The sequence below is a fragment of the Ruminococcus sp. RTP21358st1_G6_RTP21358_211008 genome (assembly GCF_040908885.1).
Taxonomy (GTDB): Bacteria; Bacillota; Clostridia; order Lachnospirales; family Lachnospiraceae; genus Blautia_A; species Blautia_A faecis.
Genome location: NZ_JBDGDM010000016.1, coordinates 60,297 through 73,044 on the forward strand (window position 1 = coordinate 60,297; position 12,748 = coordinate 73,044).

The 12,748-nt window shown below is 42.7% G+C and carries 8 protein-coding genes; all 8 read left to right on the plus strand.

All coding sequences use genetic code 11. From position 1 onward, the window contains the following. The first annotated feature begins 5 nt into the window (after nt 1-5). Nucleotides 6-2,654 carry a hypothetical protein gene (locus AB5Z12_RS08520; protein WP_173718634.1) on the plus strand — a complete coding sequence of 883 codons (2,649 nt, stop codon included), beginning with the start codon at nt 6-8 and terminating at the stop codon, nt 2,652-2,654. Nucleotides 2,655-2,743: 89 nt separating this feature from the next. After that, on the plus strand, nt 2,744-4,759 hold the full coding sequence (locus tag AB5Z12_RS08525; protein WP_148461469.1) for a beta-galactosidase: 2,016 nt from the start codon (nt 2,744-2,746) through the stop codon (nt 4,757-4,759). A 27-nt stretch (nt 4,760-4,786) separates the two neighbouring features. After that, nucleotides 4,787-6,841 (plus strand): beta-galactosidase, encoded by a 2,055-nt coding sequence (locus AB5Z12_RS08530; protein WP_148461470.1) that lies wholly within the window; start codon nt 4,787-4,789, stop codon nt 6,839-6,841. 201 nt (nt 6,842-7,042) lie between these two features. Beyond that, a complete protein-coding gene (locus AB5Z12_RS08535; protein ID WP_117849481.1) occupies nt 7,043-7,708 on the plus strand; it encodes an aspartate/glutamate racemase family protein in 666 nt (221 codons plus the stop codon). Between the two features lie 47 nt (nt 7,709-7,755). After that, nucleotides 7,756-9,717, plus strand: coding sequence for a glycoside hydrolase family 127 protein (locus AB5Z12_RS08540; protein WP_173715713.1), 1,962 nt, complete (start codon nt 7,756-7,758; stop codon nt 9,715-9,717). A gap of 88 nt (nt 9,718-9,805) precedes the next feature. Continuing rightward, complete coding sequence (locus tag AB5Z12_RS08545; RefSeq protein ID WP_173718631.1) at nt 9,806-11,233, plus strand: four-carbon acid sugar kinase family protein; 1,428 nt, start codon at nt 9,806-9,808, stop codon at nt 11,231-11,233. A 15-nt stretch (nt 11,234-11,248) separates the two neighbouring features. Then, nucleotides 11,249-12,049: a 3-keto-5-aminohexanoate cleavage protein gene (locus tag AB5Z12_RS08550; RefSeq protein WP_368356844.1), complete on the plus strand. Its 801-nt coding sequence runs from the start codon at nt 11,249-11,251 to the stop codon at nt 12,047-12,049. 160 nt (nt 12,050-12,209) lie between these two features. Beyond that, nucleotides 12,210-12,748 (plus strand): alpha-L-rhamnosidase N-terminal domain-containing protein (locus tag AB5Z12_RS08555; RefSeq protein ID WP_368368611.1); only part of this gene is annotated, 539 nt, incomplete at its 3' end.

The following is a 12,748-nucleotide window of genomic DNA, read 5'->3' on the forward strand; positions in this document are numbered from 1 at the left end:
ATCGTATGAAACATTTACAAGCTTTGCTTCAGGGAAAGTGTACCAGCCACATTTTGCCATTCCTTTGGATGAAAGGGGAAGATAATGAAACAATCGGAAAAGAGCTGGATAAAATAGAGAAATGCGGTATCCGTGAGGTGTGTCTGGAATCCAGACCACATCCGGATTTCTGTGGTCCTAAGTGGTGGGAAAATCTGGATTTTATTTGTGCAGAAGCTGAAAAAAGAGGGCTTCGTCTCTGGATTCTGGATGACAAAAAGTTTCCAACCGGATATGCTAACGGCGGATTTGAAAAGCACCCGGAAAAGTCAAAGCTGTACCTTGGAGAGCGACATATGGACATTATGGGTCCCTGCCGCAGCGGTGCAGTCCTGGTGGAAAATTTTATTCCTTCAGATGGAAGACTACTGGGAATTCTGGCAGTACCAAAGCCAGATGGACAGACCTTGGCAGTAAGAGGAAGCGACATTTTGGATCTTACAGATACCATGGAAAACGGTTTTGTGTACTTTGATCTTCCGGAAGGAGCTTATCGCCTTTTTATCTTATTTACCACCAGAACCGGGGGCGGAAGAGATCATTATATGAATCTGATCGATTCCTCATCTGTCAAGGTATTGTTGGATGAAGTTTATGAAAAGCATTACGCTCGCTACAGTAAATATTTCGGAAATGTGATTGCTGGCTTCTTCTCTGATGAGCCAGAGCTTGGCAACGTAAAAGACTATCCCTTTGACAACATGTTAGGCCAGAAAGATATCAGATTGCCTTGGAGCGATGAGCTGGAAAGAAAACTAACAGAGACCTGGAAAGAGGAATTTCTCACCAATCTTCCTGCATTGTGGTACGATTCTGAAGAAAAAACCACAAAGGTTCGTACAGAATATATGGATGCAATGACCCATTTGGTACATACCTGCTTCAGCGGTCAGATTGGAAGCTGGTGTCAGGTACATGGTGTAGAATATATCGGACATATTATTGAAGATGACAATGCACATGCACGGATGGGCTGCAGCATCGGACATTATTTCAGGGAAATGGAAGGACAGCATATGGCTGGCATTGATGTTGTTCATCATCAGATTGTACCGGGATTTACACAACCGGTTCATCAATGGATTGCAGGAGACCGCGACGGCGAATTTTTCCATTTCGGACTGGCCAAATTAGGAAGCTCGGCAGCTCATATTCAGAAAAACAAAAAAGACCGTGCGCTGTGTGAAATCTTCGGAAACTATGGATGGGCAGAAGGTAATTCCTTTATGAAATGGCTGACTAACCATATGCTTGTAAGAGGAATTAATGAGTTCACGCCACATGCTTTTTCCATGAAATATCCAGATCCTGATTGTCCGCCGCATTTTTATGCAGGCGGTAATAATCCGGGATTTGAGTGTTTCACCTGGCTCATGCAATACATGAACAGGAGTGCCCATTTTCTCAGCAGTGGAACCCATCTGGCAGATGCGGCAATCCTTTATCACGGAGAAAGCGAGTGGTGCGGCGAAGCAATGTACTTCCAGAAACCAGGCCGTGCCCTTATGGAAAAACAGCTGGATTATGATGTGATTCCGGCAGATATTTTTGCAGAAGCTATTGTAGAAAATGGAGTTCTGAAGATTCTGGACAAGACCTACGCAAGTCTGATTATTCCATATGTGCAGTGTTTGGATGAGCGTGTAGTACAGTTTATAGAAGCCAATCAGAAAAATAAATTAAAGGTTTACATAATTGATAAATTGCCTGAAAAAACTACCAAAGGAACAGAACTGCCAGAAGTATTTTCTAAGTGGGTGGAAATTGTAACATTAGATAATCTGGCCCAAAAAGCTGTGGCAGAAAGTGAAAAGCATAGGATGCGTAAACTTGCAGTTACAGATAACGGTCAGGGAACAATTTCCGAAAACCTTCAGGATCTTCGTATGATCGTGAACCAGACAGAGGAAGGGCTTTGCGCAATGCTATTTAACGAAAGCGTGTTCAGAAGAGCTGATTTTGCTTTGCTTGTACAGGCTGAAAAATTGGATGGACTGACCCTTTATGATTCCTGGTTTAATCGCGCTAAAAGCTTTGATTTGAAGTCTTATCCGGCACAGGCTGAAGGATATGCGTATCAGATTCCGGGAAGTCTGGAGCCTGGAGAGAGCTGCTTTTTGTGCCTGGAATCAATAGAGCATATTAAAGAAGAAGGACAAAAAATTGAGCCTGATATACTTTGTCTTGAGAAACAGACTACCCTCTATATTCCGTGGAAAGTAACAACCAAAGAAGGAAAAACTCTGCAGCTAAAAGCAGATAAAGAGCTTCCAAACATGAACGGAAGGGGCTATTTCCCTGCTTATACGGGAAGCTACCTATATACAGGAAGCTTCACCTGGAAGAAGAACGAAGGAGAGCATTATAGCTTGAAATTCCCGGAAGCGGCGGATTGCCTGAGAGTGAAATTAAACGGAGAAGATGTGGGCTATTTGGCTGGCTTCCCTGCGAAAGTGGAGGTTACAGATGCACTTCTGGACGGTGAAAATCATCTTGAAATAAAAGTGGATACTACTCTTGTCTGGAAGTTGAAAGATGGTGCATCCACTCATTTGCAGATACCTGCGACCGGAATTACAGAAGCACCGGTGATAGAGACGTATATGCGATATTAATTAGATGAGTTTGAAATGCTGTTAAACTTGAAGTTTGCGGAACATGAGAATGCTGTAAATTACAGAAACAATATGAGAGGAAAATTAAGATGAAGAAAGCAGACAGAATATATTATGGCGGAGATTATAATCCTGACCAGTGGGATGATCAGACAATAGATGAGGATATGCGTTTGTTTAAAAAAGCTGGAATTAATTTATTAACTCTTCCAGTTTTTTCATGGGCAAAGCTTGAGCCAGACGAGGGTGTTTATAATTTCGAATGGTTGGACCGAATCATTGATAAAATTTGGGAAAACGGTATTCATGTATGCCTTGCTACTCCAACTACTGCACAACCGGCCTGGCTGTCCACCAGATATCCAGAAGTACTTCCTGTTGATATTGCAGGAAGAAAAAGAACTCATGGAATGCGCGTGTTCTTCTGCGTAAACAGCTTGAAATATCGAGAAAGAGCAGCTGCAATTGCAGAGCAAATGGCTATGCGTTACGCCCATCATCCAGCACTTGCGATGTGGCATGTTTCCAATGAATATGGAACCTATTGTTACTGTCCGACCTGTCAGGCAAAGTTTCGTGTATGGTTAAGAAAACGTTATGGAACAGTGGATGAACTGAATAAAAGATGGCACACCACGTTCTGGGGAAGAATTGTCAGTAGCTTTGAAGAAGTAACACTACCTACAGAATTAAATGATGATTATCGGTTTAATCCGGCAATTCAGTTAGACTATATGCGCTTTGTAACAGATTCAACAGCGGAATGTTTCCAGAATGAATATGATATTCTGAAAAAATATAATCCGGAGATTCCTATTCAGACAAATATGTCCGGTTTTATCAAGAAATTAGATCAATTTACCATGACTAAGAAATTGGACATAGTAGGATGGGATAACTATCCGTGGCCAGATGATCCGGCGTATTTCGTGGCAATGAAGCATGATATTATGCGAGGCTTAAAAGGAGGCCAGTCTTTTGTTCTAACAGAGCAGTCTCCAAATCAGCAGAACTGGCAGCCTTATAATCTGCTAAAACGTCCTGGTGAAGTGAGAAGATTATCCTATCAGGCAATGGCGCATGGAGCAGATACCTGCCTGTTTTTCCAGATGAGACAGTCTGTTGCCGGACAGGAAAAATTCCACGGGGCAATTATTAGCCATTCAGGAAGAGAGGATACAAGAGTTTTCAGGGAATCAAGTGTATTGGGAGCTGAGCTAGCGCATATAGGAGATACTTTTTTGAATGGAAGGACACCTGCAAGGGTAGGAATCCTTTTTGACTGGAACAACTGGTGGGCATTGGAACTTTCCAGCGGTCCGTCTAAGGATATGGATTATCTAAAAACAGTTTCTCTTTATTATGAAACCCTGTATCGACAGAATATCGGAGTAGATTTTCTGCCATTTGAGGCAGAGCTGGAGAAATATGATCTCGTTATAGCACCTATGATTTATATGGAAAAAAATAATATTGGCGAAAAGTTAAATGCATATGTGAAAAATGGCGGAACTCTGGTTACTACAGTTATGTCTGGACTTGCAGATGAAAATGACCGTTGCGTATTCGGTGCTTATCCAGGAAAATTAAAGGACATGCTTGGAATCTGGGTAGAAGAAACGGACGCTCTTCGCCCGTATGAACAGAATCATATGAAAATCGAAAAGGCGGATATGGTTTCAAGAGAAGAATATTCCTGTGACTTTTTGTGTGATATTATTCATCCAGAAGGTGGTGCGGAAGTTCTTGCAACCTATGAAGATGACTTTTATGCAGGAATTCCATGCGTGACCTGCAATACTTTCGGAAAAGGAAAAGCTTACTATATTGGAACTCAGCCAGAACAGAAATTTCTGGAAGAACTGATGGAAAAAATTTGTAAAGACTGCAATATCGAAAGCGTATATTCCGCAGATGAAGGTGTGGAGCTGACAGTCAGAAAATCCGATAAAGGTAGAATTGTTTTTGTGATTAATCATAACAGTAAAGAGGCAGAAGTTGATTTTGGAACAGATAAACTGAAAAGCCTTATTGATGAGCGGAAATTTACCGGGAAGAATACGATTCAGCCAGGAGACGTATTTGTAACCATAGTTGAGGAATAGTTTGGAAGAAAATGGAGAAGTGTTGAAATGGAAAAGAATATTTTATTTCCCAAGTTAAATGGTTTCGTCCATGGTGGAGACTATAATCCGGAACAGTGGCTGGATCGTCCTGACATTCTGGAAGAAGATATCAGAATGATGAAAAAAGCAGGTGTGAACTGTGTTACACTTGGCGTTTTTTCCTGGTCCGTATATGAGCCTAGGGAAGGCGAATTTCACTTCGAGTGGCTGAAAAAAATTATGGACAGTTTATATGAAAACGGCATTTATACGATCCTTGCCACACCATCCGGCGCAAGACCTGCATGGTTGGATAAAAAGTATCCGGAAGCAATGCGAGTTGGAAAAAACGGCCAGCGAAATCATCATGGGGTGCGTCACAATCACTGCATGTCCTCACCGGAATATCGCAAAAAAACAGCACTTATGGACAAACTGCTGGCTGAAAAATTCGGACAGCATCCTGGTCTTATTATGTGGCATGTTTCCAATGAGTTAGGCGGAGAGTGCTATTGTCCTCTGTGCGTAGAGCGTTTTCAGAAGTACCTGAGCGAGCAGTTTGATCATGAAATCGACAAATTAAATCAGGCATGGTGGACAACCTTCTGGAGTCATCGTTACAATGATTTTGATCAGATTGAGCCGCCATTTGCAAATGGTGAAGGCAGTATTATGGGGCTGAACCTGGAGTGGAAACGATTTACTACCTGGAATATGAATGATTTTATGAATTCTGAAATTCAAGTCCTCAAAGAGATTACCCCGGATATCCCTGTGACAGCAAATTTTATGATGCTTTACAATGGTCTTGATTACCGAAAAATGGCACCGTTTCTGGATGTGATCTCCTGGGACAGCTATCCACAATACAACAATGATTATGAAAGCTTGTATGAAACTATGACAGAAAATGGGTTTCATCACGCAGTGATGCGCGGGTTGAAAAAGGACAAGCCCTTTATGCTGATGGAAAGTGCACCTGGGCTGGTAAACTGGCATCCGTATAATAAAGTAAAAAGACCTGGCGTTCACAAGCTTGCGTGTATGCAGGCAATTGCCTGTGGTTCCGATACTGCTCAGTATTTTCAGTGGAGAAAAGGCCGCGGCTCCTTTGAGCAGTATCATGGAGCTGTTGTAGATCACCTTGGAAAGGATGATACCAGAATTTTCAGGGAGGTGGCAGAGGTTGGTGCTTTGCTCAAAAAAATTGCCCCTGCAGCAGGAACACTGGTAAAAGCAAAAACAGCTCTGTTATTTGACTGGGACAACCGTTGGGCAATCCAGGATGTAAAAGCATTAAGTGAAAACACAAAAAATTATGAAAAAACCTGCATTGGAATCTGGAAAGAATTTCAGAAGCTGGGAGTAGAAATGGATGTGGTTAGTTCCAATGATGATCTTAGTGATTATAAAGTAGTTGTAGCACCTATGCTTTATCTTCTCCAGTCGGGAACCGCAGAAAACCTGCAGAAATTTGTGAAAAACGGCGGTCAGCTTCTAGCCACTTATTTTACCGGATATGTGGATAAAGATACCTTGTGTTATCTTGGCGGTTTTCCAGGAGACGGACTGGCAGAGTTGTTCGGAGTGATTAGTGAGGAAATTGACACCTTATATCCCTCTGATAGAAACAGCTTGTGTTTTCTTGATGGAAAAAAATGGACTGTATATGATTACGCAGAAATCTTACGGGTTCAGGATGCACAGATCCTGGCTTCCTATGGAACTGATTTCTATGAGGGAAGTGCCGCATTAACTGTAAAAGAATGGGAAAGCGATACTCATACCGGAGAAAATGGTCGTGCCTATTACATAGCAGCAAGAGTTGCGCCTGAAGAAATGGGAAGTCTGTTTGAAACAATGCTTGCTAATGCCGGAATTGCAGTTAAGGATCTTCCGGGAGAAGTGGAATACCATCAACGTCAGGGAGAAGACACTACCTATGAATTCTATCTGAATCATGGCAAAGAAAAATCGCTGATAAAGAATGTAACAGGTAGGAATTTGCTCACAGGAGAAGATATTAACGAAACATTATCGCTAGCTGCTTATGATGTGGCAGTGATTTGTAAACAGTCATAACAATAATAAATGTGACACTAAATAAAGAAATTGGACTTGACGATGACTGCTTTGTAATCGTAAAATTTTTGTATAGATTACAAAAAAAGATGGTATGAATTTATAGGCTTTAATGGGTATAATTTACAAGTGAAAATAGAAAATTCAAAAATCGGAAGGGTTTGAAGATTGTTAAAACAGAAAAAGAAGGAGACATTTGAAATGAAATTAGGAATTGTTTATACTAGCACAACACCAGAACTTATTGAGTGTGTAAACGAAGAAATCAGAAAAAATCTTGGAGATACCCCGGAAATTCTCAACTATCAGGATCCGTCTATTCTTGCAGAGGTAAGAGAGCATGGTTATGTAACTGCAGGTGCAGCAGCTCGCCTTGTGGGAATGTACATGCAGGCTGTTTCTGACGGGGCAGATGCAATTTTAAACTGCTGCTCTTCTGTTGGAGAAGTTGCAGATGCCGCACAGAATATTGGACGCTACACAGGCATCCCGATTGTTCGTATTGATGAGGAAATGTGCCGTGAAGCAGCTCGCCTTGGCAAGAGAGTAGGCGTACTCGCAACTCTTCCTACTACCCTGGAGCCTACCAAGAATACAGTCTCCCGTGTTGCAAGAGAAATGAACAGCCATGTAGAACTGGTTGATGGACTTGTAGATGCATTCGGCGCAGACCAGGATAAATTTAAAGCTCTTCTTTGTGCAAAGGCAGAAGAAATCGCAGATCAGGTAGATGTGATTCTTTTGGCTCAGGGATCTATGGCATATGCAGAAGATGCAATTCATGAGAAAATTGGCAAACCTGTACTTTCCAGCCCACGTTTTGGTGCACAGGCACTTGCAGCTGCATTGAAGGCTAAAGGATTATAAGATTAATCATATAGAGAACAAAACTGCACAATTAAAGGAGAAAAATCATGCTGACAGATACAACCAGATCCCCTTACGCGAAGGTACATGCGTTGGACGGGATGAAAGTAAAATGGACAGGCGGTCTTTGGAAGGAACGCTTTGATACCTGTGCGAACAGCACTGTGCCTCAGCTGAAGCACATGTTTGACAGCAAGGATATCAGCCATGTAGTAGAGAACTTCAAAATCTGCGCCGGAGATGCGCAGGGAGATTTTGACGGAACTGTTTTTGGAGACGGAGACTTTTATAAATGGATGGAATCTGCCATTTATACGGCTTATCAGACAGATAACCAGCTTCTGAAGGATGAGATTGAAAAATATATTGATCTTATCGGAAGAGCACAGCAGCCGGACGGCTATCTTTCCACCAAGCAGATCATTGGAGAAAGAAGCGGGAACGGCGTTTCCAGAATGGGAGATATTAACGATTTCGAGGTATACAACTTCGGACATATGTTTACAGCGGCCTGTGTACATAAAAGAATTACAGGCAAGGACAGCTTTCTTGCAATTGCAGCCAGAACAGCAGATTATCTGGAGCATCTGTATGAAGAGGCAGAACGCACAGGAGAGGTTCAGACTGCAGTTTGCCCTTCCCATTATATGGGACTTGTGGAAATGTATCGTACCACTGGCGAAGAGCGTTATCTGAAGCTTGCGAAGCAGGCAATCGCGCTTCGTGACAGCGTAAAGAACGGCTTGGATGACAATCAGGATAAAATTCCTCTGAAGCAGCATGAGAAAATTCTTGGACATGCAGTTCGTGCCAATTATCTCTATGCAGGTGTGGCGGATCTTTGTCTGGAAGAGGAAGATCCGGATTATATTAAGGTTCTCCACAAGGTATGGAGAAGTCTTGTGGATAAAAAGCTTTATATAACAGGCGGATGTGGAGCCTTGTATAATGGCGCTTCTCCGTATGGATACTTTTTTGACCATCAGCTTGTTCATCAGGCATATGGCTATGAATACCAGCTTCCAAATATTACTGCATACAATGAGACCTGTGCATCTCTGGGCGGCGTTTTCTGGGCGTACCGCATGTTCCAGCTGGAGCCAAAGGCAGAGTACTTCGACATTCTGGAACGAATGATGCTGAATACCAACCTGGCTGCACTGAGTCTGGATGGTAAGAGATTTTTCTATGAAAACATGTTAAGACGTGCTAAAAAGCTTGATTATAAGCTGATCTGGCCTCTTACCAGAAGCGAATATATTCTCAGCTACTGCTGTCCTCCAAACCTGGCAAGAACCATTGCACAGTCCAGTGAGTATGCATATCTTACCTCTGATAACAGTGTATGGACTGGTATGTACGGCGCAAGTGAAGCTCAGGTGAAGCTGGAAAATGGAGGAGAATTCACACTGGTGCAGTCCACAGATTATCCGTTCGATGGAGCAATCCGCTTCACTGCAAAAGATGTGAAAGTAAATGCTCCTGTTCATTTAAGACTGCGCGTTCCGGGATGGGCTGCAGGCGGTTTCATTAAGGGTACTGGTGCAGACCGTGAGCTGACAGCAGCTGATGCAGGAACCTATTTGGATATTCTTGTGGAAGATCTGCAAAACATGGATGTACAGCTGAATCTGGATATGAAGATTCGCTATACCGTTGCAAACAATATGGTAGAAGAAACAGTTGGACAGGCTGCAATTGAACGTGGACCTCTGGTATATTGCTGCGAGAGTGCAGATACCCATGCATCGACTCTGGATGATATTTATCTGGATCTGAATGCAGAGTTTACTCCTGTGGAATTTGAAATTCAGGGAAGAAAAATGACTGCTCTTGAAACTGAGGAATATACCATTGACCGTTCTGAATTTGACAGAAATGCACTTTATCAGCCGCTGAAATACCACGGTATGAGCAAAAAGTATGTACGCCTGATCCCATATTACGCATGGGATAACCGTGACTATGGAGAAATGAGGATCTGGTTCCCTGTCGCATATACCGTATAATAAATTGAGTTATCAAAAACTGAGATATGAATGTAAAAAATCCTGCCGCTTATATTTTGAACGAACAGAATGGAGAGTTATAGAAATTATGGAATGTAAAGTAATTCCTTTCCATACCGTTGAGGAGAGAAGCAAAACAGATGCCGACAAAGCAGAAGCGCTTCTTTCCCAGGCAATGGAAGGTTTTCATAAAAAATTAGTAGTGCTGGATGATGACCCTACTGGTGTGCAGACCGTTCATGATGTGTCTGTTTATACTGACTGGGAAGAAGAATCTATCCGCAAGGGCTTTGAGGAAAAAGAAGCTATGTTTTTTATCCTTACCAATTCACGAAGCTTTTCTGTGGAGGAAACTACAAAAGTTCATCAGGATATTGCCACAAGAGTGGCGAAGGTTGCCAGAGAGCTGGGACAGGACTTCATGATCATTTCCCGTGGAGATTCCACACTGAGAGGTCACTATCCGCTGGAAACACAGCTTCTGGCAGATGGCCTGACAAAGAACAAGGGCGCTGGTGTTGATGGTGAGATCATCTGTCCGTTTTTCCCAGAAGGCGGGCGCTATACAATGGATAATATCCATTACGTAAAAGAACAGGACAATCTGGTTCCTGCCGGAATGACAGAGTTTGCAAAGGACAAGACCTTCGGCTACAAATCCTCCGACCTTACAGAATACGTAGAGGAAAAAACAGAAGGAAAATACCATAAAGAGGACTGTATCACCATTTCTCTGGACGAACTGAATGCTCTGGATGTGCAGGGGGTCAAGGTGAAGCTTATGACTGCAAAAGACATGGCGAAGATTATTGTGAATGCAGTATCTTACGCTGATCTGAAGGTTTTCTGTGCAGCATTGGTGCTTGCCATGAAAGAGGGAAAACATTACATGGCAAGAACAGCAGCAGCTTTTACCAAGGTAATGGGAAGGATTTCGGATCAGCCCCTTCTTGGAAGAGAGCAGCTGGAAGGAGATACAAGGAATGGAGGAATCGTTCTGATCGGTTCCCATGTGAAGAAGACTACAGACCAGCTGAACTGTCTGAAGGAATTGGACGGACAGGTTGATTTTATGGAATTTCAGGTAAACACTGTATTCGAAGAAAATGGTCTGGAGAAAGAAGTAGAGAAAACGGTGAAGGCAGCAGAAGAGAAAATCCTGTCTGGAAGAACCGTTGTAATTTATACAAGCAGACAGCTTCTTGCACCGGAGAATATGACTCCGGAAGAGAAACTGCAGATTTCTGTAAAGATTTCCAACGCAGTGACCAGTATTATCGGAAAACTTTCTGTGAAGCCGAAATTTATCATTGCAAAAGGCGGAATCACTTCATCTGACGTAGGAACCAAAGCTCTTCGCGTAAAGAAAGCCCGTGTTATGGGACAGGTGAAGAAAGGGATCCCGGTATGGATGACAGGAGAAGAAAGCAAATTCCCTGGAATGCCATACATTATTTTTCCGGGAAATGTGGGTGAAGTAAGTACGTTGAAGGAAATTGTAGAGGAATTGATCTGATTGGAGGTTTACATAATGAAAAAAGTAATTATATCTCTGGCACCTGTACAGGCAGGAACCAGTGTGGATGCAGTAAAACTTGCAGAGGATGTAGAGAAAAGCGTAAAACTTGGTGCTGCTATGTGTCACCTTCACTGTCGTAAACCAGACGGAAGCCTTACACCTGACATTTCTTATATGTCTGAGTGCTTTGACGAGATTCTGAAACGGACAGATGTGGTAGTTCAGGCGTCTACAGGCGGTGTTTCAGATATGAATATCCAGGATCGCTGCAATCCGCTTGACTACCCGAAGGTAGAGAGTGCGTCTCTTAACGGCGGAAGCACAAATCTTGGTGAGGCAGTATATATCAATTCCTTTGATGATATCCGTTATTGTGCAGATGCAGTTTATAAAAGAGGAATCCTTCCGGAAACAGAAGTTTTTGATATTGGAATGCTACATAACATGGCAGTAGTGAAATCTGAGCAGCCATTTGCAGATCCAATGCTGTTCAATCTGGTATTTGGTCACAAAGGCGGCATGCAGCCTACACCAGAAATGCTGGCAGCTTTCCGTTCCTTTGTTCCATCTGATGCACTTTGGGGTGTTACCCATTTTGGCCGTGATAACTGGACATTTCTGGCTGCAGCCATCGCTATGGGAGCAACGGTAGTACGTGTTGGTTTTGAAGACAGCTACTATCTGGCTGATGGTGTAGATGCCGAGTACAACTGGCAGGTGGTTGAGAAACTGGTAAATCTGATCCGCGCCATGGGTCTGGAGCCAGCGACTCCGGATGAGGCAAGACAGATGTTGAATCTGAGAAAACGCTAAAATACGATTTAAAAATATAAAGTGTTGGATCGTAATTATTCAGTAGATGTTATTCTGCGAAGTGTGTGACCATGAAGGTACTGAACAGTTACGATATACCAAAGAAATATATGTCAGAAAGGATGGGTTAAAACAAATGTTGGCAATCAAGAAAATATATATGGATTATGAAACAGCCCCGGTTGGTGTTTCCCATATGCCCCAGTTTGCCTGGGAGCTTGTAAGCGATAAGAAAAATGTAAAACAGAAATCCTACGAACTTCAGATTGCAAAAGACGCTGATTTTACAGATCTGATCTATAACAGCGGAAAAACAGAGTCTGAGGAATCTGCACATGTTTATGCAGAAGGTGCTTCACTGGAGAGCGGCAAGCGCTATTTTGTCCGTGCAAAAGCCAGTGATGGTCAGGAAGAAACGGACTGGAGCGAAACCGCATCTTTTGTAACTGCCCTTGCAGGAAAAAATGGTGAGTGGGAGGAAGGCGCACCAGCATGGAAAGCTCCTTTTGTATCCGCCGAAACTGACGATTCCTATAAGAGCGTTTCCAAAGGAACCTATGTAAGAGGAACCTTTGAAATCAAAAAAGATATAAAAGAAGCCTATGCCTTTACCACAGCCCTTGGCCTGTATCAGTTTTACCTGAATGGCAAAAAAGTTGGTGAGGACGAGATGACACCGGGATGGACATCCTATAGAAG

What these genes read in the sequence shown, in the direction of transcription:
- AB5Z12_RS08520 (WP_173718634.1), top strand. Translation starts at nt 6, where the DNA reads ATGAAACATTTACAAGCTTTGCTTCAGGGAAAGTGTACCAGCCACATT.
- AB5Z12_RS08525 (WP_148461469.1), top strand. Translation starts at nt 2,744, where the DNA reads ATGAAGAAAGCAGACAGAATATATTATGGCGGAGATTATAATCCTGAC.
- AB5Z12_RS08530 (WP_148461470.1), top strand. Translation starts at nt 4,787, where the DNA reads ATGGAAAAGAATATTTTATTTCCCAAGTTAAATGGTTTCGTCCATGGT.
- AB5Z12_RS08535 (WP_117849481.1), top strand. Translation starts at nt 7,043, where the DNA reads ATGAAATTAGGAATTGTTTATACTAGCACAACACCAGAACTTATTGAG.
- AB5Z12_RS08540 (WP_173715713.1), top strand. Translation starts at nt 7,756, where the DNA reads ATGCTGACAGATACAACCAGATCCCCTTACGCGAAGGTACATGCGTTG.
- AB5Z12_RS08545 (WP_173718631.1), top strand. Translation starts at nt 9,806, where the DNA reads ATGGAATGTAAAGTAATTCCTTTCCATACCGTTGAGGAGAGAAGCAAA.
- AB5Z12_RS08550 (WP_368356844.1), top strand. Translation starts at nt 11,249, where the DNA reads ATGAAAAAAGTAATTATATCTCTGGCACCTGTACAGGCAGGAACCAGT.